Origin of the sequence: Arthrobacter sp. H41, from assembly GCF_000520535.1 — a bacterium.
Taxonomy (GTDB): Bacteria; Actinomycetota; Actinomycetes; order Actinomycetales; family Micrococcaceae; genus Arthrobacter_D.
The window spans coordinates 8,409-33,836 of the sequence record NZ_KI914787.1; the positions used below are offsets into that span (position 1 = coordinate 8,409).

At 68.0% G+C, this 25,428-nt stretch carries 19 protein-coding genes and 1 tRNA gene; 13 read left to right on the forward strand and 7 right to left on the reverse strand.

The features are described from left to right. Positions 1–569: imidazole glycerol phosphate synthase subunit HisF (gene hisF, locus Y705_RS18290; protein ID WP_081737888.1), on the forward strand; the 569-nt coding region annotated here is incomplete at its 5' end. 46 nt (positions 570–615) lie between these two features. Here the strand turns inward: hisF and Y705_RS0107660 are convergent. Beyond that, entirely contained in the window at positions 616–1,260 is a 645-nt protein-coding gene (locus Y705_RS0107660; protein WP_026532431.1) for a TIGR03085 family metal-binding protein, read from the reverse strand. Positions 1,261–1,337: 77 nt separating this feature from the next. On the opposite strand from Y705_RS0107660, the gene hisI reads away from it, so the two are divergent. The 11 genes from hisI to pyk all read left to right on the forward strand — a co-directional run bounded on the left by hisI (position 1,338) and on the right by pyk (position 16,532). Continuing rightward, positions 1,338–1,877, forward strand: coding sequence for a phosphoribosyl-AMP cyclohydrolase (gene hisI, locus Y705_RS18295; protein ID WP_081737889.1), 540 nt, complete (start codon positions 1,338–1,340; stop codon positions 1,875–1,877). A gap of 4 nt (positions 1,878–1,881) precedes the next feature. Next, complete coding sequence (locus Y705_RS0107670) at positions 1,882–3,459, forward strand: anthranilate synthase component I (protein WP_026532432.1); 1,578 nt, start codon at positions 1,882–1,884, stop codon at positions 3,457–3,459. 1 nt (position 3,460) lies between these two features. Continuing rightward, positions 3,461–4,057, forward strand: coding sequence for a Trp biosynthesis-associated membrane protein (locus tag Y705_RS0107675; protein ID WP_026532433.1), 597 nt, complete (start codon positions 3,461–3,463; stop codon positions 4,055–4,057). A 160-nt stretch (positions 4,058–4,217) separates the two neighbouring features. Then, positions 4,218–4,463, forward strand: coding sequence for an HGxxPAAW family protein (locus Y705_RS0107680; RefSeq protein WP_081737891.1), 246 nt, complete (start codon positions 4,218–4,220; stop codon positions 4,461–4,463). After that, positions 4,464–5,282 carry an indole-3-glycerol phosphate synthase TrpC gene (gene trpC / locus Y705_RS0107685; RefSeq protein WP_026532435.1) on the forward strand — a complete coding sequence of 273 codons (819 nt, stop codon included), beginning with the start codon at positions 4,464–4,466 and terminating at the stop codon, positions 5,280–5,282. 47 nt (positions 5,283–5,329) lie between these two features. Further along, a complete protein-coding gene (gene trpB, locus Y705_RS0107690; RefSeq protein WP_026532436.1) occupies positions 5,330–6,679 on the forward strand; it encodes a tryptophan synthase subunit beta in 1,350 nt (449 codons plus the stop codon). Next, the gene (gene trpA / locus Y705_RS18300; RefSeq protein WP_049822439.1) at positions 6,676–7,509 is read left to right on the forward strand and encodes a tryptophan synthase subunit alpha; all 834 of its coding nucleotides are present in this window, start codon (positions 6,676–6,678) and stop codon (positions 7,507–7,509) included. Before trpB ends, trpA begins: the two co-directional genes overlap by 4 nt. Then, positions 7,506–8,588 carry a prolipoprotein diacylglyceryl transferase gene (gene lgt, locus Y705_RS18305; protein WP_081737890.1) on the forward strand — a complete coding sequence of 361 codons (1,083 nt, stop codon included), beginning with the start codon at positions 7,506–7,508 and terminating at the stop codon, positions 8,586–8,588. Before trpA ends, lgt begins: the two co-directional genes overlap by 4 nt. Positions 8,589–8,862: 274 nt before the next feature. Beyond that, positions 8,863–13,545, forward strand: coding sequence for a glutamate synthase large subunit (gltB, locus tag Y705_RS18310; protein WP_049822440.1), 4,683 nt, complete (start codon positions 8,863–8,865; stop codon positions 13,543–13,545). Beyond that, complete coding sequence (locus Y705_RS0107715; RefSeq protein WP_026532438.1) at positions 13,538–15,001, forward strand: glutamate synthase subunit beta; 1,464 nt, start codon at positions 13,538–13,540, stop codon at positions 14,999–15,001. Before gltB ends, Y705_RS0107715 begins: the two co-directional genes overlap by 8 nt. A gap of 37 nt (positions 15,002–15,038) precedes the next feature. Then, positions 15,039–16,532: a pyruvate kinase gene (pyk, locus tag Y705_RS0107720; RefSeq protein ID WP_026532439.1), complete on the forward strand. Its 1,494-nt coding sequence runs from the start codon at positions 15,039–15,041 to the stop codon at positions 16,530–16,532. Between the two features lie 256 nt (positions 16,533–16,788). On the opposite strand, the gene Y705_RS0107725 is transcribed toward pyk, so the two are convergent. Continuing rightward, positions 16,789–17,391, reverse strand: coding sequence for an ANTAR domain-containing response regulator (locus tag Y705_RS0107725; RefSeq protein WP_026532440.1), 603 nt, complete (start codon positions 17,389–17,391; stop codon positions 16,789–16,791). Between the two features lie 145 nt (positions 17,392–17,536). Here Y705_RS0107725 and Y705_RS0107730 point away from each other — a divergent pair. After that, positions 17,537–17,618 (forward strand) — tRNA-Leu (locus tag Y705_RS0107730). Positions 17,619–17,777: 159 nt separating this feature from the next. On the opposite strand, the gene Y705_RS21820 is transcribed toward Y705_RS0107730, so the two are convergent. The 5 genes from Y705_RS21820 to Y705_RS22260 all read right to left on the reverse strand — a co-directional run. After that, complete coding sequence (locus Y705_RS21820) at positions 17,778–17,951, reverse strand: hypothetical protein (protein WP_155849975.1); 174 nt, start codon at positions 17,949–17,951, stop codon at positions 17,778–17,780. 2 nt (positions 17,952–17,953) lie between these two features. Then, a complete protein-coding gene (locus Y705_RS0107740) occupies positions 17,954–22,108 on the reverse strand; it encodes a hypothetical protein (protein ID WP_026532442.1) in 4,155 nt (1,384 codons plus the stop codon). Between the two features lie 9 nt (positions 22,109–22,117). Continuing rightward, entirely contained in the window at positions 22,118–23,155 is a 1,038-nt protein-coding gene (locus Y705_RS0107745) for a hypothetical protein (protein WP_026532443.1), read from the reverse strand. Positions 23,156–23,190: 35 nt separating this feature from the next. After that, positions 23,191–23,805: a hypothetical protein gene (locus tag Y705_RS0107750; protein WP_026532444.1), complete on the reverse strand. Its 615-nt coding sequence runs from the start codon at positions 23,803–23,805 to the stop codon at positions 23,191–23,193. A gap of 2 nt (positions 23,806–23,807) precedes the next feature. Further along, a partial coding sequence (locus Y705_RS22260; RefSeq protein ID WP_026532445.1) for a hypothetical protein occupies positions 23,808–25,428 on the reverse strand: 1,621 nt, incomplete at its 5' end.

Below are 25,428 nucleotides of genomic sequence, written 5' to 3' on the forward strand. Positions count from 1 at the left end.
CCCGTACCGCCGAGGAGGTCTTCATCCCCCTCACCGTGGGCGGCGGTGTGCGGGAGATCTCCGATGTCGATCGCCTGCTGCGCTTCGGTGCCGACAAGGCGTCCATCAACACGGCGGCTGTCTCCCGGCCTGCGGTCATCGACGAGATCACGGCGCACTTCGGTGCCCAGGTGCTGGTTCTCTCGCTCGATGCGCGGCGCACCCGGGATGCCGCCACGCCGTCGGGTTTCGAAGTGACGACCTACGGCGGCCGCAAGGGGACGGGGATCGACGCCATCGAGTGGGCCCGTGAGGCCGCCGATCGGGGAGTGGGGGAGATCCTCCTCAACTCGATCGATGCCGACGGCACGAAGAACGGGTTCGACCTCGAGCTCATCCGTGCCGTTCGGGCAGCCGTCACGGTTCCCCTGATCGCTTCAGGCGGAGCGGGAGCGCCGGAGCACTTTCCGCCCGCCGTCGCGGCCGGTGCGGATGCGGTGCTCGCGGCGTCGGTCTTCCACTTCGGACCCGTTGACGCCATCGCCCAGGTCAAGGCGGCCATCCGGGACGCAGGCTTCCCGGTGCGGTAGGCAGAAACCTGGCCGGACGGTTGGATGCGGGCCCGTTACTGGACGTTCACGGCCCGACGTCGGCGCTGTCGAGGAGTGCGACGGCGTCGGGCTGGCCCTCGAAGGTGACGAGTGCGTGGCCGCGCCGGCCATGCGCGTGCATGAGCAGCTCGGCCGGCTCTCCGACGATGGCCACTGACACCTGGGCGCGCTTGGCCACGTGCCTCGGCCCGTCGGGCCGCACCAGGACGATTCCGAGGTCCACTCCCCGGTACAGGAGCGCCGCGCGCTTGATCAGTTCATTCCACAGCGCGTCCGAGTACTCCTCGTCGAGGGCCCTCGGCGCCCACCTCGTCCCGGCACGCCGGACGTCCTCCGTGTGGACGAGGTATTCGATGAGGTTCGCACTCTTGTCCACCGACTCGATTCGCATCGGAGAAAACGGGGGAGGCCCCGCGCGGAACTTCCTCACCAGGTGCCGGTAACCCTCAGGGGTGGCCGCCTTCGCCGCGGTTCTCCTCGTGGCTTTCTCGGTGGCGCCGGCGAACGGCTTGAAGGCTATACCCAGGCTCGCGGCCGGTTTGTGCTCACGAAGATAGAGATGTGCCGCAAGCTCCTTGGTCTCCCACCCCTCGCACAGCGTAGGGGCAGAAGGGCCGGCAGCCAGCAGCGTTTCGGCCAGGACCTCACGGGACGGAATTACATAGCGCATCACAGCTGAAAGTAGCATGAACGACGCGCCCGTGGGCGGTGCACGGCCGTATTGCATGAGCACTAGAATTGGGAACGATGCCTTCCCTCGACGCTTTCCCCCGAACCTCTCCCGATGCACCCCTGGAGCCGGCTCCCGATGCCCCGTCCGAGCCGGCGGCTGCACGCGATCCGGCAATCGAGCCGGCGGATGATCCGGGGCTCGATCCCCGTGTTCGTGCATCGCTAAGACGGAATGACGCCGGTCTCGTGGCCGCCGTCGTCCAGCAGTACGACTCCCGCGAGGTGCTCATGGTCGGGTGGATGGACGACGAAGCGTTGCGGCGCACCCTGACCACCGGCCGGGTCACGTTCTACTCCCGCTCCCGCGGCGAGTACTGGCGCAAGGGGGACACCTCCGGTCACCGGCAGTGGGTACGGGGTGTTGCGCTCGACTGCGACGGCGACGCGCTCCTGGTCACCGTGGACCAGGAGGGCGCGGCCTGCCACACCGGCACGCGTACCTGCTTCGACGGTCGGGACATCCGAGCGGTGATCGGAACCAGACCGGGAACCGGACCGGCTGGAAGCATCGAATCCAGCCCCGCTGAAAACATCGAACCCACCGAAGGGAACTGAGGCGATGCAGCACCTGGGAACGCTCAGTCCCACCCTCGAGGAGTTCCGCGAGCTCGCGAAGGACCATCGGGTGGTCCCCGTCCACCTCAAGGTCCTGGCCGATGCCCACACGCCGATCGGGATCTACCGCAAGCTCGCCGACGGTCAACCCGGCACGTTCCTCATGGAGTCGGCGGCCGTGGGCGGCGTGTGGTCCCGTTACTCCTTCATCGGCGTGAACTCACGCGCCACCCTGACCACGCGCGACGGTGAAGCGCACTGGCTCGGCAAGCCGCCGTCCGGCGTTCCCGTCGCGGGCGACCCCGTCGAAGCGGTACGGCTCACCGTCGAGGAGCTCCGGACGGAGCGGTTCGACAATCTTCCCCCCTTCACCTCGGGCCTCGTCGGCTTCGTGGGCTGGGAAGCGGTGCGCCACTGGGAGCGGCTCACCAGCCCGCCGGAGGATGACCTGTTCCTTCCCGAGCTGGCCATGTGCCTGGTCGCGGACATGGCCATCCACGACAACTCGGAAGGTTCCCTCACCCTCGTCGCGAACGCGATCAATTTCGATGGTTCGGATGACCGCGTCGACGAGGCATGGCACGACGCCGTGGCCCGCGTCGACGCGCTGCTCGCTCGATTGGCGGAACCGGCCGACCTCCCCGTGTCCGTGATGGACCCGGGCGCCCGCAGCGTCGATGAGCTGCTGGCCGGTGTCCGGGAGAGCTGGCACCGGCCTCGATACCTTGCGGCGATCGAGCGCGGCAAACAGGCGATCGTCGACGGCGACGTCTTCCAGGTGGTGATCTCGCGGCGGTTCGAGCTCGACTGCGAGGCATCGGCGCTCGACGTGTACCGCGTCCTGCGGACCACGAACCCCAGCCCCTACATGTACCTCTTCAGCCTCGAGGACGCCGAGGGCCGGGCCTACTCGATCGTGGGTTCCTCGCCCGAGGCGCTGGTCACTGTCACGGGGGACGAGGTCATCACCCACCCCATCGCCGGTTCACGGCCGCGCGGCAGGACCACCGACGAGGACCGGTCACTTGCCGACGAGCTCCGGGCCGATGAGAAGGAGAAGGCCGAACACCTCATGCTCGTGGATCTGGCCCGCAACGACCTCTCGAAGGTGTGTGTTCCGGGAAGCGTCGATGTCACGCAGTTCATGGAGGTGGAGCGGTTCAGCCACATCATGCACCTCGTCTCCACCGTCGTCGGACGCCTGTCCCCGCGGAAATCCGCGTACGACGTCCTCGCCGCCACGTTCCCTGCCGGCACCCTTTCGGGGGCGCCCAAACCGCGGGCACTCCGGCTGATCGATGAACTCGAACCGCACCGGCGCGGCATCTACGGCGGCGTGGTGGGCTATCTCGACTTCGCCGGCGACATGGACATGGCGATCGCAATCCGCTCCGCCCTGCTGCGGGACGGCACGGCCTATGTGCAGGCCGGCGGCGGGATCGTCGCCGATTCGGTCCTGGAATCCGAAGCGCTCGAGACCGTCAACAAGGCGGCAGCGCCGCTCCGGGCGGCCCTTACGGCGTCGGGCCTTCGCCCGGCCGCCCCGCTCCTCGTCACCGGGGAGGCCTCCGATGGCCGCTGAGATGACTGCTGGGCGAGCGGCGCGGCTCGCGCGCCGCGGGACCGTCGTGATGGCGATCGTGCTAATGGCACTCCTCGCCTTCGGCACCACCACCCAGCCCTGGCTCACCGTCAGCCTTCCGCAGGACGCCGTGCAGACACCTGATCTCAGCGTCGCGGGCAGCGACGCCGCAACCCCCGTCACCGCTTTTGCCCTCGTGTCCCTTGCCGGTGCGCTCGCTGTATCCATCGCCGGACGGATCGCCCGGTGGGTGGTGGCCGCTCTCCTCCTGGTGGCCGGTGCCGGGATCACCTACATGAGCCTCCGGGTGACCGGCGATCCCACTGCCGCCGCAGCGCCGTCGATCGGTGAGGCGATCGGGATCAGCGGTGGAGCGGGTGCCACGGTCACCGCCACCGCAATGCCGTGGGTCGCTGCGGCGGCCGGGCTCTTCCTCGCCGCCGCGGCAATCTGGCTGATCATCGCCGGACGGTCCTGGGGTCGGTCCAGGCGGTACGAGAAGAATCCGCAGGTTGGGTCCCCGGCGCAGGGAACGGCGCATGCCGGGGAGATCGACAGCTGGGACCGGCTGACGCACGGGGAGGACCCCACACGCTAGGCGGATGACGGGCAAGCGCAGGGACGACGGCGCTTCCCGCAGTTCAGTAGGAGGCCACCAACAGTGGCAGAATGTAGGCAGACCCGGATGAAGGAGAAGCACCATGGCAGCTGAGACCAGCGAAACGACGAATCGGAACTCCCCCACGAGCCACGCGCAGATGGGCGATGAGACGATCGGCCACGGCAACAGCCCCGCGGCATGGACGTGCGTGCTGGTCATGCTCGTCGGTGCGGCGATCTCCTCCTTCGCCTACATCCTGGCGAGCACCGAGGGCAATCACGGCCTTGGGACGCTGCTGTTCTGGCTCGGAATCGGCATCATGTTCATCGGCCTGCTCGTTGGATTCGTCCTCCGCCGGATCGGGTACGGCGTGGGCGGCTCGAAGCTCAAAAAAGAGCACTAGGTGAGCGTCCTCGACGACATCATCGTCGGCGTCCGCGAGGACCTCGCCGCAAGGGAATCAGCACTTCCCCTTTCCCGGCTCCGGTCGGACGCACAGGCACGGCCGGCGGCACTCGATGCCTACTCCGCACTTCGGGGCAACGGGCCCGGCGGGCTCGAGGTCATTGCAGAGGTCAAGCGGAGCAGCCCGTCCAAGGGCAGCCTCGCGAGCATCACCGACCCGGCGGCACTCGCTGCGCGGTACGAGTCCGGCGGCGCCGCGGTGGTCAGTGTCCTCACCGAGCAGCGTCGGTTCAAGGGCTCCCTCGCCGACCTGGACGCAGTGCGCGCCCGCGTGGGCATTCCGGTGCTGCGCAAGGACTTCACGGTCACCGACTACCAGATCTGGGAGGCACGCGCCCACGGCGCGGACCTCGTGCTGCTCATCGTCGCCGCCCTCGGAGACGCCCAGCTCGAGCACTTCCTCGGGCTGACCCACGAACTCGGCATGAACGCGCTGGTCGAGACCCACACCGCCGAGGAAGTGGACCGCGCAGCGGCTGTGGACGCACGGCTGATCGGCGTCAACGTCCGCAACCTCAAGACCCTCGACATCGACCGTTCGGTCTTTTCCGAGCTCACCGGGCGGATCCCCGAGGGTACCGTGACCATCGCCGAATCAGGCGTCCGCGACATCGCCGACGTCGAGCAGTTCGCCGCGCAGGGCGCCAACGCCATCCTCGTCGGCGAAGCACTGGTGCGGCACGATGATCCGGAATCGACCATCGGCGCGTTTCGTGCCGCCGGCAGTCGTGCCTGGCGCGGCGTGCACCAGCACTGACGCCACCCACCGCCACCGACCACACCCCAGACAGGAACGCCCGCGTCATGACCGACACCACTCACCAGGACAAGCAGGCCGGACAGGACGACGCCGGCAGCAACCCCGCCGACGCTTTCCTCGGCCACGACGAGACCCTGCGGCACGCGCCCGGCCCCTACTTCGGAGCCTATGGCGGCCGGTGGATGCCTGAATCGCTGATCGCCGCACTGGATGAACTCCAAGAGACGTTCGAGAAGGCGAAGGCCGACCCGGAGTTCACCGCACAGGTCGCGGACCTCAACCGCAACTACGCCGGGCGGCCCTCCCTGCTGACCGAAGCGAAGCGTTTCGCCGAGCACGCCGGCGGCGCGCGGATCTTCCTCAAGCGCGAGGACCTCAACCACACCGGCTCGCACAAGATCAACAACGTGCTCGGCCAGGCGCTCCTCGCCAAACGCATGGGCAAGACCCGCGTCATCGCCGAAACGGGCGCGGGCCAGCACGGCGTCGCGAGCGCCACCGCGGCCGCGCTGCTGGGCCTTGAATGCGTCGTGTACATGGGGGCCGAGGATTGCCGCCGCCAGGCGCTGAACGTGGCGCGCATGCAGTTGCTCGGCGCTGAAGTGGTGCCGGTGACCAACGGCTCGCAGACGCTGAAGGATGCCATCAACGACGCGCTGCGGGACTGGGTGGCGAACGTCGACACCACCCACTACCTTCTCGGCACGGCGGCGGGGGCGCACCCGTTCCCGGCGATGGTCCGGTACTTCCACGAGGTCATCGGCGAGGAATCCCGCGAGCAGATCCTCGAACAGGCGGGCAGGCTGCCCGACGCCGTCGTGGCCTGCGTGGGCGGGGGCTCCAATGCGATCGGGATCTTCCACGGCTTCCTCGACGACCGGTCCGTCCAGCTGTACGGCTTCGAGGCCGGGGGTGACGGCGTCGAATCCGGCCGTCACGCGGCCACCATCACGCTCGGCCGCCCCGGCGTCCTGCACGGCGCACGTTCCTACCTGATGCAGGACGAGGACGGCCAGACGATGGAGTCACACTCCATCTCCGCGGGCCTCGACTACCCCGGAGTCGGGCCGGAACACGCCTACCTCTCCGACATCGGGCGGGCGCACTACGAGCCCATCACCGACGCCGAGGCCATGGAGGCCTTCCAGCTGCTGTGCCGCACCGAGGGGATCATTCCCGCGATCGAGACGGCCCACGCGCTGGCGGGTGCCATGAAGGTCGGACGACGGCTGACGGCGGACCTCGCCCCGGGCGAGGTGCCCTCGGACAGGATCATCGTGGTCAGCCTGTCGGGACGGGGCGACAAGGACGTCGCGACGGCGGCCGAGTACTTCGACCTGCTGCCCGATGACAGCGCCGAGCAGGAAATCGCCCAGGAGGGTGAACAGCTATGAAGACCAGCCAGACCGGGACCAGCCAGGCCGGAGCCGGCTATTCCAAAGCCGCCGCAGCTATCGACCGCGCCAGACGCGAGGGCCGCGCGGCCCTGATCGGTTACCTTCCCGCCGGTTTCCCCGACGTGCAGACCACCATCGACGCCGGCATCGCCATGGCCCGCAACGGCATGGACCTGATCGAGATCGGCATTCCGTACTCGGACCCCGTCATGGACGGCCGTGTTATCCAGGACGCCACCGTGGAGGCGCTGAACAACGGCTTCACCGTTTCCCAGGTCTTCGACGTCGTCGAGGGAATCACCCGCGAAACCGACGCGGCGGTACTCGTCATGACCTACTGGAATCCCGTCATGCGCCTGGGCGTGCGCGAGTTCGCAGGCAGGCTCGCAGCGGCCGGAGGCGCCGGCCTCATCACCCCCGACCTCATCCCGGACGAGGCAGCCGAATGGCTGGAAGCCTCGGAAGAGTTCGGCCTCGACCGCGTGTTCCTGGTGGCGCCGTCGACCTCACCCGAACGCATGCAGCGCACCGTAGCGGCCAGCCGCGGCTTCGTCTACGCCGTGTCCGTCATGGGCGTCACCGGCGCACGCACCTCGGTGGGCGCAGCGGCGCGCGCCGTCGTCGACGCCGCCCACGCAGCAGGCGCAGAACGTGCCTGTGTCGGCCTCGGGGTGTCCACCGCCGGGCAGGTCGCCGAGATCGCCGCCTATGCCGATGGCGTCATCGTTGGAACCGCCCTTGTCGCAGCCCTGCGCGACGGGGGAGTTCCGGCCGTTGCAGCCCTGACCAAAGAACTCAGCACCGGTACCGGAAAGAAATCTGCATGAATGCCGTCCTGCCCTCCAGCGCAAAGACGCTTCCGGCGTCGATTCCCAGTCCTCCCGCGGAGTGGGCAAGCTTCGAACTCGGCCCACTGGTCATCCACGCCTACGCCCTCTGCATCCTGCTCGGCATCATCCTTGCCCTGTTCCTCACCCAGAAACGGTTCACCCGCTACGGAGGGAACGGCGACGCCATCTGGGACGTGGCCATCTGGGCCATTCCCTTCGGCATCATCGGCGGCCGGCTCTACCACGTGTTCTCGTCGCCCGACGCCTACTTCGGGCCCGACGGCGACCCCGTCCGTGCCTTCTATATCTGGCAGGGCGGGCTCGGGATCTGGGGAGCCGTTGCACTCGGCGCGGTGGGCGCGTGGATCGGTTGCCGCCGCGCCGGCGTCCGGTTGGCGGCTTTCGCCGATGCCGCGGCCCCCGGCCTGCTGCTGGCCCAGGCCGTCGGCCGCTGGGGCAACTGGTTCAACCAGGAGCTCTTCGGCGGCCCCACCGACCTCCCCTGGGGCCTCGAGATCGATCCGTCGAACGCCAACTTCCCGGCGGACGCTGATCCCGGAACGCTCTTCCACCCCACGTTCCTCTACGAATCGCTCTGGAACCTTGCGGGGGTGGCTATCCTGCTGCTCCTCGATCGCCGGTTCCGCCTGCGCGGTGGCCGCATGTTCTGGCTGTATGCCGCCTACTACACGCTCGGTCGTGTCTGGATCGAGGCACTGCGGATCGACGACGCCGAGATGATCACCCTGTTCGGCGTGACCCAGCGGTTGAACGTGTGGACCAGCATCGTCATCTTCATCGTCGCGGTGGCGATCCTCGTGTACCTGTCGATGCGCCAGGACAAGAACGATGCGACGGCGGTGTACCTCCCGGGGCGCGAACCGGCGCAGAAGGAGGACGAGGGCGCATCCAACGCCGTTGCCGCGTCCTCCGACGATTCCGGATCGGCGACAGTTTCCCCGACGGCGGATCAGGCACCGCCAGGAGAAAATGATCGTGGTAATCTTTCCGAAACAAAAGGCTCCTCAGCGGCACCTGTGCCGCAGGACCCCGCGAAAGCGGAGCCTCGGGACTAGGTCTCCCACTTCCCGTCCCGGGCTACCGCCTTCAGGGACGCGAGACCACAGTGTCGTGGCTTACCACGGTACCGACGCCGGATCACCCTCCTGCCGCTACCTGCACGGTTTTCCAGCCGGCTGACGACGAGCGACAAGCGTCCGATGCATCTGGCGGGCAGCCCCGGCAACGCCGGATACCTGCCCGAATAGATCAGGCGCCGCTGACCAGTGCGCGCCCCGGGGCCAAGGCTGTCCCCTCCCAACGCTCCATCATGGGGGAAGGACTCTTTCTATGAACGCGTCACCGAATAAGCCTCTACAGCAGCAGCAGCAACCGGCACCCTCGGCCGCAGGCACGACGGCAGCTCCCCGCGAAGAGAAGCCGGCTCCGGGAACGGATCCGAAGGCTCCCGCTGAAACCGGTGCGGTCTCGCCCTTCGAGCGTTTCTCCGCCGTTCCCCCGGCAACCGGCCTCTACAATCCCGAGAACGAGAAGGACGCGTGCGGCCTGGCCGTGATCGCCACCCTCCGCGGGGAGCCCGGCCACGACATCGTCGACGCAGCGCTCACCGCACTTCGAAACCTCGAGCACCGCGGAGCCGTGGGCGCCGATGAGGGAACAGGCGACGGCGCCGGGCTGCTGACACAGGTACCGGACGAATTCTTCCGGGCCGTCGTCGACTTCGACCTACCGGCTGCAGGCTCCTACGTGGTGGGCACGGCGTTCCTTCCCGCCGAGCCGAAGGAGGAGGAGACCGCCCGCGCCGGCCTCGAAGCGATCGCCGAGGCGGAGGGCCTCACGGTTCTCGGGTGGCGCGTCGTACCGATCGTCGCCGACCTCGTGGGCGCGATGGCACGCGCCTGCATGCCCCATTTCGTGCAGCTCTTCCTGGCGCCCTCCGGCGCCGCAGCCGACCTCGACGCCCGCGCCTTCCGGGTTCGCAAACGGGCCCAGAACAAGTACGGCGTCTATTTCCCCTCGCTCTCCTCGAAGACCATCGTCTACAAGGGCATGCTCACCACGGCGCAGCTCGAGCCGTTCTACCCGGACCTCTCCGACCCCCGCTTCAAGACACGCCTCGGCATCGTCCACTCCCGTTTCTCCACCAATACGTTCCCGTCCTGGCCGCTCGCCCAGCCGTTCCGCACCATCGCCCACAACGGCGAGATCAATACGGTCAAGGGCAACCGGAACTGGATGCGTGCGCGGCAGTCGCAGCTGGCCAACCCGCTCCTGGGCGATTCGCCCGAGGAGCTCTTCCCGATCTGCACCCCGGGAGCCTCCGATTCGGCGTCGTTCGATGAGGTCGCCGAGCTGCTGACCCTTTCCGGGCGCCCGATCACGCACTCCATCATGATGATGATTCCGGAGGCCTGGGAGAACCACACCTCCATGGACCCGGCGCGCCGGGCGTTCTACCAGTACCACTCGATGCTCATGGAGCCCTGGGACGGCCCGGCCGCGGTGTCCTTCACGGACGGGCGCCTCGTCGGTGCGGTCCTGGACCGAAACGGCCTGCGCCCGGCCCGGTACTGGGTCACCGAGGACGGCCTGGTGATCCTCGCCTCCGAGGTGGGTGTGCTCGACGTCGAGCCGTCGAAGATCGTCCGCAAGGGCCGAGTCTCGCCCGGCAAGATGTTCCTCGTCGACACGGAGGAAGGCCGCCTGATCGAGGACGAGGAGGTCAAGGCCGATATCGCTGCGGCGAATCCGTGGGGTGAGTGGGTCAAGGAGAACCTGATCCAGCTCGAGGACCTGCCCGAGCGTGAACACGTCGTCCACACCAAGGCCTCCATCAACCGCCGCCAGCGCACCTTCGGCTACACCCAGGAGGAACTGCGGATCCTGCTCGGTCCCATGGCGAAGTCGGGCGCCGAGCCGCTCGGTGCCATGGGCTCGGACACTCCGATCGCCGTCCTGTCCAAGCGCCCACGGCTGCTTTTCGACTACTTCGTGCAGTCTTTCGCGCAGGTCACCAACCCACCCCTGGACTCGATCCGCGAAGAGCTCGTGACCTCCATGGGCGTGACCATCGGCCCCGACGGCAACCTCCTGTCCACGGGCCAGGTCCGCTCGAAGCAGATCGCACTGAAGTTCCCCGTCATCAACAACGACGAGCTGGCGAAGATCGCCAACCTCGAGACCGACGACGGCGACCGCCTCACCGCACGCGTCCGCGGCCTGTACCGGCACGACGGCGGCGAAGCGTCACTGCGCGCACGCCTCGCCGAGATCTGCGAACAGGTATCGAGCGCCCTCAACCGGGGCGTCGAGTACGTGGTGCTCTCCGACCGCGACTCCAACGCGCAGTGGGCCCCCATCCCGTCGCTGCTCCTGACCAGCGCCGTCCACCACCACCTGCTCAAGAGCGCCAACCGCACCAAGACCTCCCTCGTGGTGGAGGCCGGCGATGTGCGGGAAGTCCACCACGTGGCCGTCCTGATCGGGTACGGGGCTTCCGCCGTCAACCCGTACCTCGCGATGGAGAGCTGCGAGGAACTCGTCCGCAACGGCGACATCACCGGCGTCAGTGCGGAGAAGGCGGTAGCCCACCTCATCAAGGGCCTCGGCAAGGGTGTCCTGAAGATCATGTCGAAGATGGGCATCTCCACCGTGGGATCCTACTGCGGCGCCCAGACCTTCGAAGCGCTGGGCCTCTCGCAGGAGCTGGTGGACGAGTACTTCCACGGCACCCAGACCCAGCTCGGCGGCGTGGGCCTCGACGTCATCGCTGCGGAGAACGCCGCCCGCCACGAGACCGCCTATCCCGAGGACGGCATCGAGGATCCGCACCGCGGCCTCGACAACGGCGGCGAGTACCAGTGGCGCCGCGAAGGACCGCCGCACCTGTTCAACCCCGAGACCGTGTTCCGCCTGCAGCACGCCACCCGCGAGCGGCGCTACGACATCTTCAAGTCCTACACCCGTGGCGTGGACGACCAGTCGAAGAACCTCATGACGCTCCGCGGGCTCCTTCGCTTCCGCGGCGACGCGCGGCCGGCACTGTCCATCGACGAGGTGGAACCCGTCTCGAGCATCGTGAAGCGCTTCGCAACGGGCGCCATGAGCTACGGCTCCATCTCGAAGGAAGCACACGAAACCCTGGCGATCGCCATGAACCGCCTCGGGGCGAAGTCCAACACCGGCGAGGGCGGCGAGGACACCGACCGGCTCCTCGACCCCGAGCGCCGCTCCGCGGTGAAGCAGGTGGCCTCCGGGCGCTTCGGTGTGACGAGCCTGTACCTCACGAACGCCGACGACATCCAGATCAAGATGGCGCAGGGGGCCAAGCCCGGCGAGGGCGGCCAGCTGATGAGCCAGAAGGTCTACCCCTGGATCGCCCGCACCCGGCACTCCACCCCGGGGGTGGCGCTCATCTCGCCGCCACCCCACCATGACATCTACTCCATCGAGGATCTCGCCCAGCTCATCTATGACCTCAAGCGGGCCAACCCGAGCGCGCGCGTCCACGTGAAGCTGGTGTCCGAGGTGGGGATCGGCACCGTGGCGGCCGGTGTCACGAAGGCGAAGGCCGACGTCGTGCTCGTGTCAGGGCACGACGGCGGAACCGGAGCCAGCCCGCTCAACTCGCTCAAGCACGCCGGCGTTCCCTGGGAGCTCGGCCTCGCCGAAACGCAGCAGACCCTGATGCTCAACGGGCTGCGCGACCGCGTGGTAGTCCAGGTGGACGGGCAGCTCAAGACCGGGCGCGACGTCGTCATCGCCGCCCTGCTCGGTGGGGAGGAGTTCGGTTTCGCCACGGCGCCGCTGGTGGTGTCCGGCTGCATCATGATGCGCGTGTGCCACCTCGACACCTGCCCCGTGGGCGTCGCGACCCAGAACCCGGAACTGCGCAGCCGGTTCACCGGAAAACCGGAGTTCGTGGTCAACTTCTTCGAGTTCATTGCCGAGGAAGTCCGGGAGATCCTCGCCGAACTCGGTCTCCGGACGCTCGAGGAGGCCATCGGGCACAGTGAACTGCTGGACGCGAGGGACGCCATCGAGCACTGGAAGGCGGACGGTCTGGACCTCGACCCGATCCTGCGCGGCAACGAGTTCAATTCCGGTTCGCCGATGCGGAACATGCTTCCGCAGAACCACGAGCTCGACCAGCACTTCGACAATCAGCTGATCGGTATGAGTGCCGATGCGCTTCTGCACCGGTCGCCGGTGAGGATCTCCGTGGACGTGGTGAACACGGACCGCTCGGTGGGAACGATGCTGGGTCACGAGGTGACGAAGCGTTTCGGCCTCGATACCCTCGCCACCGACACCATCGATGTCACTCTCACCGGGCAGGCCGGGCAGTCACTCGGTGCTTTTCTCCCCGCCGGCGTCACCCTGCGGCTCCTGGGTGACTCGAACGACTACGTGGGCAAGGGACTTTCCGGCGGGCGGATCATCGTCCGGCCGGATCGGTCGAACATCTTCCCGGCCGAACGCAATGTGATTGCAGGCAACGTCATCGGTTATGGCGCCACGAGCGGGGAGATGTTCCTGCGCGGCCAGGTGGGGGAGCGGTTCCTGGTGCGCAATTCGGGAGCAACCGCCGTCGCCGAGGGAATCGGTGACCACGGCTGCGAGTACATGACGGGGGGCCAGGCCCTGGTCCTCGGCCGCACCGGCCGGAACTTCGGTGCGGGAATGTCCGGGGGAACGGCCTTCGTGCTCGACCTCGATTCCACCAAGGTCAACAAGCAGAGCCTGGAGAACGGTGAACTGCTGCTGGTTCCGCTCGACGCCGAGGACATCGAGATTGTGCGGAGGCTGCTGATCCAGCACCTCGAGGAGACCGAGTCCGAGCTTGCGGGGCGCCTCCTCGGCACCTTCGAGGACACCGTCCTCCGATTCACCAAGGTACTGCCGCGCGATTACGCGGCAGTACTCGACGCCCGTGCCACCGCCGTCGAGCAGGGCCTCGACCCTGACGGCGAGGAAGTATGGACCAAAATCCTGGAGGTAACCGGTGGCTGACCCACGCGGATTTCTGAAGGTGCGCGAGCGCCAGACCCAGCCCCGCAGACCGGTTCCCGTGCGGATCATGGACTGGAAGGAAGTGTACGAGGCGCAGGAGCAGGGTGTCCTCAAGAGCCAGGCCGGGCGGTGTATGGACTGCGGCATCCCGTTCTGCCACCAGGGCTGCCCGCTGGGGAACCTGATTCCCGAGTGGAACGACCTGACCTTCCGGGGCAAGGGCCGCGAAGCCATCGAACGGCTGCACGCCACCAACAACTTCCCGGAGTTCACCGGGCGCCTGTGCCCGGCTCCCTGCGAATCCTCGTGCGTTCTCGGCATCAACCAGCCGCCGGTCACCATCAAGCAGGTGGAGGTGTCGATCGCCGACCAGGCCTTCGAGAACGGCTTCGTGGAGCCGCACCCGCCGGAGCGCCTCACCGGGCGCACGATCGCCGTCGTCGGATCCGGCCCGGCCGGCCTCGCTGTTGCGCAGCAACTCACGCGCGCCGGGCACACTGTGGCCGTCTACGAACGCGACGACCGCATCGGCGGCCTCCTGAGGTACGGCATCCCCGATTTCAAGATGGAGAAGGTCCACCTCGAGCGGCGCCTCGACCAGATGCGGGCCGAGGGAACGAGGTTCCGCGCCGGCGTCGAGGTGGGCAGGGACATCAGCTGGGGCCAGCTCAAGCGGCGGTACGACGCCGTCGTGGTGGCCACCGGCGCCACCGTTCCCCGGGATCTCGCGATCCCCGGGCGCGAGCTCGACGGCGTCCATTTCGCGATGGACTACCTCGTCCAGGCGAACCGGGTCGTTGCAGGGGACTCGGTGGAGGACCAGATCTCCGCCGAGGGCAAGCACGTGGTCATCCTGGGCGGCGGTGATACCGGCGCGGACTGCCTCGGCACCGCCCACCGTCATCGGGCCGCAAGCGTGACAACCCTGGCGATCGGCCAGCAGCCGTCGTCGGAACGCCGTCCCGACCAGCCCTGGCCCACCTTTCCTACGCTCTTCGACATCGCCAGTGCGCATGAGGAAGGCGGGGAACGACGGTACCTCGCGAGCACCGTCGAGTTGGTCGGCGACAACGGCACGCTGCGCGCGATCAAGGTAGCCGAAACCGAGTTCGTCGATGGCAGGCGCGTCCCGAAAGCAGGCACCGAGAGGGAGATTCCCGCCGACCTCGTCCTGCTCTCCCTGGGTTTCACCGGTGCGGAGCCGGCCGGGATTACCGAGCAGGTGGAGGCCGAGTTCGACGACCGCGGAAACGTGGCACGTGACGGCTACTACATGACGAACACTCCGGGAGTCTTCGCGGCGGGCGATGCCGGGAGGGGCCAGTCCCTGATCGTCTGGGCGATCGCCGAAGGGCGGGCCTGCGCCGCCGCGGTCGATCAGTGGCTCATGGGCTCGACCAAGCTGCCGGCACCCGTGGCACCCAGCGACCGTTCGATCGCCGTTCTCCAGAGTTGAACGTTTTCCCCCCACCAAACACGACTAGGCTAGGTTTATGAGACGCGCAAAAATCGTTGCAACCTTCGGGCCGGCAATCGCCAGCTATGAGAACACCCTCGCAGTCCTCGACGCCGGAGTGGATGTCGCCCGGATGAACATGAGCCACGGCGACTACACGGTGCACCAGCAGACGTACGAGAACGTGCGGCGAGCCTCCGAGGAGCTCGGGAAGCCCGTCGGCATCTTTGCCGACCTCCAGGGCCCCAAGATCCGGCTCGGCCGTTTCGCCGACGGCCCCCATGCGTTGAAGCCCGGAGATGTCTTCACCATCACCATCGAGGATATCGAGGGCACGAAGGACATCTGCTCGACGACGTTCAAGGGGCTGCCGCACGACGTGAAGGTGGGGGACATGCTCCTCATCGACGACGGCAAGGTATCGCTGCGCGCCACCGACGTCGACGACGTGAAGGTGGTCACCGAGGTGACCGTCGGCGGGATGGTGTCCAACAACAAGGGCATCAACCTGCCGGGCGTGGCCGTCAACGTGCCGGCGCTCAGTGAGAAGGACGAGGAGGACCTGCGCTGGGCCATCCAGCTCGGCGTGGACATGGTGGCGCTGTCCTTCGTCCGCAACGCTTCCGACGTCGACCGCGTTCACGAGATCATGGACGAGGAGGGCCGCCGCGTTCCGGTGATCGCCAAGATCGAGAAGCCCCAGGCAGTCGAGGCCCTCGAGGAGATCATCGACGCCTTCGACTCCATCATGGTGGCCCGGGGAGACCTTGGCGTCGAACTTCCGCTGCAGGAAGTGCCGATCGTCCAGAAGCGCGCCATCGAGCTGGCGCGCCGCTGGGCGAAGCCGGTCATCGTGGCCACACAGGTGCTCGAGTCGATGATCGAGAGCCCCCGGCCCACTCGCGCCGAAGCCTCGGACTGCGCCAACGCAGTGCTCGACGGCGCCGATGCGGTCATGCTCTCGGGTGAGACCAGCGTGGGCAAGTACCCCATGGAGACCGTGCGGATCATGGCGGACATCATCGAGTCCACCGAGAAGCACGGCATGGAGCGCGTTCCCGCCCTCGGCAGCAAGCCCCGGACACGCGGTGGTGCCATCACGCGCGCCGCCGTCGAGATCTCGGACCAGCTCGACGCCAAATACATCTGCACCTTCACGCAGTCGGGGGATTCGGCGCGGCGCCTTTCGCGCCTCCGCCCCAAGAAGCCCGTAGTCGCCTTCACCCCGGTGCAGTCGACGCTCAACGCGATGTCCCTGATCTGGGGAGTCGAGCCGAAGCTCGTCGAATTCGTGGAGCACACCGACCAGATGACCGCTCAGGTGGACCGCGTCCTGTTCGAGCAGGGCATGGTCGAGGTGGACGACCTCGTGGTCATCGCTGCCGGTTCCCCTCCGGGACAAGCCGGATCGACGAACTCCCTCAAGGTGCACCGCGTGGGCGATGTGACCGACGCCGGCCAGATGCCCGAGGGCCACACGTCCTTCGTCAAGGAGGGCGTCGGCCCCTGGCCGGTCAAGAACAAGAAGTAGGTTTGGTGCTGGTTGGCCGACCGACCCCGCAAGGGTAGTTGGGCCGCTCCGGTTTTGGTTGGGTTCGGTCGTAGGCAAACCCTGTCCCCGGGCGTTGGTGTAGGAGGATGCCCAGCTTTCAGAACGCGGGACACTTGCGAGCGGCGTGTCTCCGTGCGACACGCCGCTCGGTCACCAAGAGGTGGGCAGGATGCTACTCAGGCCAGCGGTTGGGCGACGTGCACGACGGCCGTCGTCGGTGTCCTGCTGTGCCGGGCTAGTTGACCTGGTTGATGATCGTTTCGGCTACCTCGCGCATGCCGAGGCGGCGGTCCATCGAGGTCTTCTGGATCCAGCGGAAGGCCTCCGGCTCGGTGAGGCCCATCTTGGTGGTGAGCAGGCTCTTGGCCCGCTCCACGAGCTTGCGGGTGGCGAACTGCTCCTGAAGGTCGGACACCTCAGCCTCGAGCGCCTTGATCTCCTCGTGCCGTGACATGGCGATCTCGATCGCGGGAATGAGGTCGGCCGGCGTGAACGGTTTCACCACGTACGCCATGGCGCCTGCTTCCCTGGCCCGCTCGATCAGTTCCTTCTGGCTGAACGCCGTCAGCAACACGACGGGGGCGATGCGGGCTTTCACGATCTGTTCGGCCGCGGTGATGCCGTCCATGACGGGCATCTTGACGTCCATCAGCACGAGGTCGGGCATGTGCTCCTTCGCGAGGGCAACGGCCTTTTCGCCGTTGTCCGCCTCAGCGACCACCTCGTAGCCTTCTCCCTGGAGGATCTCCACGATGTCGAGCCTGATGAGGGTCTCATCCTCGGCGACAATGACCCGTTTGGCGGGGCCCGTTGCGGTGGATTCGGTGGGATCAGACACTGTTGCTCCTTGATGACGACACGTCCGGTCAGGTGAAGCGATACGCTCCGACCGGTTCTCTGAAACAGCCTATCGGCATGTAGAGTTGTTTCGCGCACGAGCGGCGGTATGAGTCCCAGATCTCATTACCTGCAGGTGCGGGTTGGCCCGAATGGCGGAATTGGCAGACGCGCTGCACTCAAAATGCAGTATCGAGAGGTGTGTGGGTTCGAGTCCCACTTCGGGCACCGTATGACTGCAGGCCGGCTGGCTACGAGTCCCGACTGAGCCACGGCGTAGCCTACGAACCACCGTCCATCCCAGCCTGATCTTTCGGCCCAGCCGGGTAATGGCCCGCCGGACAGGTCAAGGAGCCGAATGAACTTGGGGCAGTCCCTCGTCCGCGCTCAGGTGCCGCGGTCCTCGGCGCCCGGAGGCGCCGAGGACGGGGCGGAAAGTATCCATGGGACGGACTCGCTGACAGCGCCGACGACTGCCCGGACGACGACCGCCTCGAGGCTGGCCGCGAGCTCCGAGTCCGCATGGGTGGCGACGGGCGCGTGGAAGACGCGCTGGGTCATGGTCATCTCCTGACGGTAGCGGGCCGTGGAACGAACTGAAGCTCGCGACCGGTGCCCTGGACGATGAACTCCCGGAGTTCTCCGATGAGGCTGTGGGCGATTTGGAGCTGGTCGGTGGCCTGGTAAAGGTCCACGGTGCGGGCTAGACCCTCGACGTCCGAGATGCTGCCGCCCGGGGGTAACTCGGCGATGGGGGCGCGGGTCACCGGATCGAGCTCGTTGACCCGGACAGGGTGTCCTCGCTCTGGGGTCGCGATGCCGCGTAGCGACCGGATCCACCCCTCCTCGATCTCGAACATCCTGAGCCGCCCGCCGTCCGCGCGGTGGGCGATGATGAACTCGATGGCCCGTTCGAAGCTTCCGACGTTGATGTTGAGTGCACGGTCCCCTGAGTCCACTGCAACCCGACCGCCGGACCCGATGGTGATGCACTCGTGGCTGCGCGCGGCCCCGGTGCCGCCCTCTATGCGGAAGACGACAGGGTTGCCCGAGCGGCTGGTGAACATCGTCCGTACCACTGCGTCGGTCTGGGTTGTTCCGAGGACCTTGTCCGCCTCGATCCGGATCCATGGTTGACGCGCAGTCCCCGCCCCCGCCTCGAGCAGTCGGAACACCTCGTCCACCTCGGCGTCGAGGCCCGGGTCATGCACACCCGCCGGTCGGCCGTCGCGCAAGGTCGGGATGCGGGAACCTGGAGGCCGTGGATCGATGCCAGCGGCCAGGCTCGCGCTCAGGGTTTCCCGCTCCGCGGCTGCCCTCTCGGACCGCATCGCCTGCTCGAGTAGTGCGTCGGCACGCCGACGGCTGTAGGTGTCGGCGATCGTCGCCCGGTCGAGCGCCTCCTGTGCGCGCCGCCGAAAGTCCTCGGCCTCAATCCGGAGTGCTCGGGCGTCAGCCGTCAACGCGGCGGCGTGCTGGGCGTTGCGCACCTGCGCCGCCGTCTGTACCACAACGGGTGGTTGCGCCACGATCCCCCTCCCGCCGTCGATCAGCTGGCCGAACAGGTCCAGCGCTCCCCGCTGCTGGTCGGGTGTGTACCGGCCCAGCCGCCCGATGAACGCCGCGACGTCGTCGGTGGAGCCGAAGGTCCCGGTCATCAGCCGCCTGGCCACGCCCTCGTCCATCCGGGACAGGACCTCCAGCAGGTGCACGGTTTCCCGCGGATGGGCGGCGAACGTCGTCGCCAGTCGAAGCGCGGCCTCCTGCGTCGTTGGATCGTCCGCGGCCGCGAGGAACCGCTGGAGCCCGGCCACCGCCGGGCGGGTCAGGTCGGCCGCTGCCAACTCCAACACCCGGCGGGCCACGACGCCGCGCCCCCACGCCGTAATCACATCGTCGACCCGCTCGCGGAACGCCGTGAGCAGGACGCCGGCCGCGTCAGCCGTGAGAACCTGTCCGGTTGAACGGCTCAGACGGGACAACGCTCCCGTCGCAGCGGAGGTGAACTCGGAGAGCGCAAAGCCCTCACGGCGCAGTTGCTGCACCAGATCTGCGGCCGAGGCGACGGCAGTAAGGCCCCGCCCCCCGAGGTGGTGCAGGACGGGAGAAATCGTGAACTCCCCCAGGACACCCATGGCTGCCCCGATGCCGATTCGGCGGGCATAATCGGCGGCGGCGTGGAAGTGGCCATCGCGGATGATCACATCGACGAAGTCGCGGGCGAAGAGGGTGAGTCCTTCGCTGATTCCGCCGCCAACGCTGCCTGCCACCAGCTTCTCCAGGACGATCCCGGACCAGACACGGCGGACAGTCGTCGTACCGATCGCGCGCCCGATCGGTGCCGCGGCAAGCGCGCCGCCCCGGAAACCCAGGGCGCCGAGGTACCCCTCGACCGCAGCCATAAGGAAGCCCTCGACGGAGAGCTCGGCGTCGAAGAAGATGATCCGGATGATGTAGATGAGCTCGCTGATTCCGATCGAGACCAGAACGACCGTCGTGCCTCCGGCAGCCTGCACTAGCGCGGCGATCAGGCCGGCCTCCCACGCGACCAGGAGCCCACCGACCACGGTAATGCCGATCAGCATCGCCTGGTAGACCTCGCCGGCCCGGCCCAGTCGCCAGAAGATCAGCCGTGCCTCGAAGTCGTCAGAGGTCTCCGTGAACGGCTGCCCCACGGGCACCCAGGCGGCGGTTCCCCCGATCCGATCGACAAGCTGCATGGTGACGTCCCACGAGGGCATCAGGCCCAGGTCGCGGCGGTGGACCTCCAGGATTCGCAGGCTCCGCTGCACCGTCTGGTCGACGAAGTCGTCCTCGCGGATGTGCGCCGCCACCGCCGCGCGGCCGATGGCCTCCCGGAGAAAGTCCTCCTGCGTAAGCACGGCCGACATCCGGCCGCTGGCGAGCTCAGCCAGTAGCTCGCCACGGGAGGCCTCCAGCGCGGCCCGGAGGCGGGCGGTCGCGTCGGGCTTCATAGCCTTGATGTCGCGCTCGAAGATGAAGATCGAGTCGACATCCCCCAGGACGCCGCGACCGGGCAGCCCGGGGGTGACCCGCTTCGACTCCCGGTGCCGCAGGTCGATTCCGCCTGGCTGGGAGGCGTCGACGGTGATGTGGTATGTGTTCTCGCGGCCGGCGAGCGTCTCGGACTGCAACTGCCGGAGCAGGGCGACCACCCTCGGATGGGAGGCGTACGACGTACCGTGGCAGTGCCACAGCAGTCTTATCCGCACGGATGTCCAGCCGCTGCCTTCCACCGCATCGAAGAGACGGTCAAGGTCCCCGCTGTCTTCGAGCTCGGCCAGGACGTACTCGAACGCCGTCCCACCGATCGGACGCGCCTCCACCGGGGAGGTGCCGAAGCGGCGCCCGACCCACTCGTAGAAGCGGTACTTCCAATGCCGGTCGGAGACGTCCGCCGCAAGCAGGGCGCGGGCCTCGGCGGCGAGTCGCCGGCCGATGGGCCGCTGCCGGGCTGCACTGAGGATCTCGGCGTCGACCGGAAGGTAAGCCGTCGCCAGCACGCCGACCGTCCCCGGCCCGGTCCTCGCCCCTGTCGCCGGGTGGCGGGGGGGCGGCACCTTGGCCAAGGGCGCCAGCCCGGCCGCGAAGCCCCGGCCCGGCCGGGCCAACGGCTCCGGGCACGCGGGGTCGCCGGCATCGAAGAGCTGGTGCACGGGCACCAGGCCTGGCATCGGTGATTGGGCGACCCCAGAGGCTGCGTATGCCTCGCGGGCGAGGAAGTGCACGGCCTCGAGGAGGACATCATGCTTGACCCGCAGGGGCATCAAGTCGAGCCGGACCGCATGGTCGCCAGCCTCCGCGACGAAGGCGTCCCACGCCAGGCCGTAAGCCGACTCGAAGGCCGCCGGGTCGACCATCACTCCCATATCGGCCACCGTGGTGGCCGTCTGCACGACGGGTCCCAGGTCGAGCAAGGTGGTGGGCTTGATCTCGGGCAAAGCCATGCCGGCCCACAGGATCCACGAGCCGTGGAGGAGCTCTGCGGACCCACCCGAGCCGTGCACCCGTCGCGCATTGCGCACGGTCACCGTTGGCAGGCGTTGCACCCTGCCGGTGGGGTCGAGCAAGCCGAGGATCTGCCGCAGATCGTCGAAGGGACTGGCCACGTGGGCTAGGGTCACCTCCTTGCCCAGACGCAGCAGCTCCCCGGCGCGCGTCATGACGACGCCGCCCAGCTCACCGAGGGTGGTGGTCCGTTCAGTCTCGACGAGCCAGACAGTGACGTGCCGTAGCTCCGCCTCCAGATCGGCGTAGAGCACCCGCCACGGCAGCAGGGGAGCGAACGCCGGGTCGCGCCCGCGGACACCGGACACCTGTTCGACCACGTCCAGAAAGCTGCCGACGGGCAGTTCGAGCGTGAGCGCCCGCAGTACCCGCCAGTCCTGTCCCGGCACAAGGAGCCGGCGCAGCGGCACGGCGACAGGCTCCCCCTGTCTGCCGTAGGACGGCACGGCATAGCCTTCGGGCAGGTCCCGCCGCCGCTCAAAACGTTCAATCGGCGCCTCCCGGGCCACCGACGGCGGTGACCGGAGGTCGGCCGGACGCTGCAGGTCGGCGAGTACCTGCTCGGCGTACGCCATCCGCTCCGAAACCTGCCGCCGAACGGCCGCAGCCAGAGCCCGGACGGACTCCTCGTCGGGCACCCCGCGCACCCGCACCCGCACGGGCACATGGACATGCACGGTCCAGGCCACGACGCTGGCTCAGAACTGGACGGACAGCACGCGCAACCCGCCGAGCACCCGGCCCTTTGCGGTCCGCTGGACGAGGTCGAAGGCCTGCAGGGACCCCGGCATGTCCGAGCGGTCGACCGTGATTACCGCCGGCGTGGGCTGCTGGGTGCCCGGAACAACGAGGCGTCCGTCACCCCAGTCGCTCCGTCGCGAGGAGTCGGGGCGAAGTTCCTCGGTGGTCCTGGCGAGCTCGCCCAGATCCGTACTGCCGATGCCCTCGATGTCGAGTGAGCCAGAAACCTCCTTGCGGCTGAGGGTCAGCTGGATGCCAGGTTTGCCACCACGGCCGGGAATGCCGAGGCCGAGTCGGGCGTCCTTCATCCCCACGATGTTGGGGTGTGACTGCAGCAGCCAGTGTTCGCCGCCCTGCCGTGCTGTCGTTCCCGCCAGGCGGTGCAGGTCGAGCGCGGTGTCTTCACCATCGGGTCCGGGCATCACGTTGATCATCATCTTCATGCTCACCGTGCCGGTCAGGAGCGAGATGTTGCGCTGTCCCTGGTGTGGGTCGCTGCCGACGTCGAAGATCTGTGTGAGGGGCAGCGGACCGCCGTCGTCCTCCGTGTAGCAGTTGGCCACCAGACACAGATGACCGCCCGACTTGTCGAACTGGCTCTGGGTGGGGGTCCACGGGATGGCTCCCTGTGCAGGATCCTGTACCAGGCACTTCACGACGTGCGAGTCGTTGGGCGAGGAGCCGCCGGACCCCGCGGTGATTTCGTGCGCGAACCCCTTGACAGTAATGATGGCGGAGTTGGGGTCGAAGGCCCCCACGAACGGGTCCATTACGTATGCATCGACATTGACATCCTCGATGCTGGTCCTGCCGGCGTTGGACACCCGGACGTTGACCGTGGTGGGCGAGTTGACCCTGGTCTGAGTCTGCGTCACTCCGCCGGTCAGGAAAATGGAGGCGTTGTTCCATAGTTGCGTGGACCCGGTGTACGGGCGGGAACCGTCGTCGGTCGATGGGGTGTTGCCGAAGTCGATCTTGATGAACAGGGTGGTCATGGCGTTCCTCCTTGATGAACCCGCCGCGGGCGCGGTCAGGCGAGATAGGTGATGCTGAAGCCGGCGAGGCTGACCGTGTCCCCTCCGGCGGCGCCGTCCACGGTGGCCAGGACGAAGTAGCGGAAGGTGGTCGTGTCGACCAACGCCAGGGCCGGGTCCGCCGCCACGGTGTTGTCGAACGGAGTCGCGTCACCGGTGACCCGGCCGAGCCGCTCCGCCGGCGCCGGGGCGCCGAGCAGTCGGGCACGCATCAGGCTGATCCGGACCGAGCCCGACCCGCTGTTCTGTCCTGAAACGCGAAAATGGGTGATCGTGACGCCGTGGGGCACGACGGCCGGCGCGATGCCGGCGACCGACGACTGACCTGCGGGTTTGACGGCGTACCCCGCTTGGTCGAGCGCCCACGCGCTGCTGCCTTGGGTGGCGCTGAGGAAGGGCGGCAGGGTCAGCACGTGCTGCTGCGCGCCGGGCCCGGCGGCGAGGCCGTCCAACGCGGCATCGATGTCGGCGACGACGGTGGCAAGGGCCTGCATGTCAGCCTGCAGTGACCCGAACCGCACGTTGAAGCCGTTGGGCCCGGCCGCCTGCACCCTGTCCCGGTTATCAACCCAGGGCGTGTGCGCGAACGTCGGGGTGAAGATGACGGTCATGATTAATTTCCTTTCCTAGCCCCGGGTGCCGAGCGGTGCAGTCGGAACGGCGGGAACGTGAACATCGGGGCGAGGCCGCTCGGGGAGTCGCTGAGCTCGACGACGGCCGTGCGGATGGCGTCGGTACGCACCTCGACGCCCACTGGGTGCAGGGTGTTGAGGGCGTTCATCAGCAGGTAGTAGTCGTCGCGGGAAATCTTGGCCGCGGCCAGCTCCGGACGTAGCGCGACCGTGAAGGCGTAGGGCCCCCGGGATGCTGCGTCGCGCAGGGTGGCACGTACCCACGCCACCCCGGGGGCGACGCCGACGACATGCACCGTGGGGTCCGAGGCGCCGGTCAACGCCGCCGGGTCAGGATCGCGTGCAGCACTCATGACTCGCCCGCTTGACCAGCCCAGCCGGGTCGTTGCAGACACCGCACCCGGGTCCGGGCTGACCGTGAGTGTGATTGATGAGTCGACCTCCACCTCGCCTGGTCCCTGCACAGTGACCAGGTTTCCGGGGCTGTTGGCCACCATCACAGTGCCGCCCGTGCGTCGCACGAACTCGAAGCCCGCCCGGTGCGCCCGCACGGCAAGGTTCCCGGCGGTAACGGTGGTGTGCGAAAGCTCGAGTGTCCGACCGCGACTGGCCGGGTCCGTCGGTGCTGCCGAGGCGTCGTACGCTGACACCACCGCAAGGCTCCCCGCCACCCCGTCGGCAACCAGTTGGTCGGCCAGCGCAGTGAGCGAGGCCGCTACGGTGGCTTGCATCCGGTGGTGATCGGGGTCCGCCCCGAAGTTGATCCGAGGGTCGACGAAATCAGTCAGGTAGGCGGGGTCGAACACCGCCTCCGCAGGGCCGACGACGTCAAGGGTGACACCTGTGGTGCCGTCGCCGGCGATCGAGGCACCGTTGACAAAGGGGCCGGGACGAATCACGAGGCAGCCCGAGACCGTAATAACGTGGCCATCCCGAGTGACGTCCACGGCCACCGCCAGCGGTCCCGGCGCCATCGCGCTCAGCGTGGCGGTCGTGTCCGTGGACGCGGCCATCGAAACGGTGCCGCGTCCCTTGGCGGCGGGGATCGCGACGTACCGCACGCTGGTGTCCAGCGGCAATGCCGGTGCGGTCCAGGTCGTCGTGGAGTTACCGGTCGTCAGCACGACCGTGTCACCGACGGTGATCTCGGGCAGCTCGCCGGCGGCGAGTGCGGGCCCCATGCCGGCCGGGCCCGGAAGTAGGTGGTGCCCCGGCCGACAGGCGGCGTAGACGGCGGTTGGCAGGCGGAGCTCGACGAAGTCGAAGCCGGCGCGATGGGCCAGGGCTGCCAGCCGGCCTGGCGCTACCCCGGTCAGCGCCAGGAGCACGGCCCGGCCGGGGGCCCGGCCGTCGGTGGCGGACTGGTCGAACCCCGCGACGACGCGCACCGGCCCGGCAATGCCGATGGAAGCCAAGAGCGTCACCAGGCGGTCGAGCGCGGCAGCCACCGACGGTTGCATGAGCTGCGGATCCGGTGGTGCGAGTGCGAGGTCGCGCCCAGGGTCCGGGACGACACCCGTATAGACGATTGAGGGGTGAGCGTGCCGACCGAGCAGCGCAGGGTCGGCGGGTGCATCGGCGCCGGTCCACAGCATGTCCTCG

What these genes read in the sequence shown, in the direction of transcription:
- Y705_RS0107660 (WP_026532431.1), bottom strand. Translation starts at nt 1,260, where the DNA reads ATGCGCTATGTAATTCCGTCCCGTGAGGTCCTGGCCGAAACGCTGCTG.
- hisI (WP_081737889.1), top strand. Translation starts at nt 1,338, where the DNA reads ATGCCTTCCCTCGACGCTTTCCCCCGAACCTCTCCCGATGCACCCCTG.
- trpB (WP_026532436.1), top strand. Translation starts at nt 5,330, where the DNA reads ATGACCGACACCACTCACCAGGACAAGCAGGCCGGACAGGACGACGCC.
- gltB (WP_049822440.1), top strand. Translation starts at nt 8,863, where the DNA reads ATGAACGCGTCACCGAATAAGCCTCTACAGCAGCAGCAGCAACCGGCA.
- Y705_RS0107750 (WP_026532444.1), bottom strand. Translation starts at nt 23,805, where the DNA reads ATGACCGTCATCTTCACCCCGACGTTCGCGCACACGCCCTGGGTTGAT.
- Y705_RS0107675 (WP_026532433.1), top strand. Translation starts at nt 3,461, where the DNA reads ATGACTGCTGGGCGAGCGGCGCGGCTCGCGCGCCGCGGGACCGTCGTG.
- lgt (WP_081737890.1), top strand. Translation starts at nt 7,506, where the DNA reads ATGAATGCCGTCCTGCCCTCCAGCGCAAAGACGCTTCCGGCGTCGATT.
- trpA (WP_049822439.1), top strand. Translation starts at nt 6,676, where the DNA reads ATGAAGACCAGCCAGACCGGGACCAGCCAGGCCGGAGCCGGCTATTCC.
- Y705_RS0107745 (WP_026532443.1), bottom strand. Translation starts at nt 23,155, where the DNA reads ATGACCACCCTGTTCATCAAGATCGACTTCGGCAACACCCCATCGACC.
- Y705_RS0107680 (WP_081737891.1), top strand. Translation starts at nt 4,218, where the DNA reads ATGGGCGATGAGACGATCGGCCACGGCAACAGCCCCGCGGCATGGACG.
- pyk (WP_026532439.1), top strand. Translation starts at nt 15,039, where the DNA reads ATGAGACGCGCAAAAATCGTTGCAACCTTCGGGCCGGCAATCGCCAGC.
- Y705_RS21820 (WP_155849975.1), bottom strand. Translation starts at nt 17,951, where the DNA reads ATGACCCAGCGCGTCTTCCACGCGCCCGTCGCCACCCATGCGGACTCG.
- Y705_RS0107670 (WP_026532432.1), top strand. Translation starts at nt 1,882, where the DNA reads ATGCAGCACCTGGGAACGCTCAGTCCCACCCTCGAGGAGTTCCGCGAG.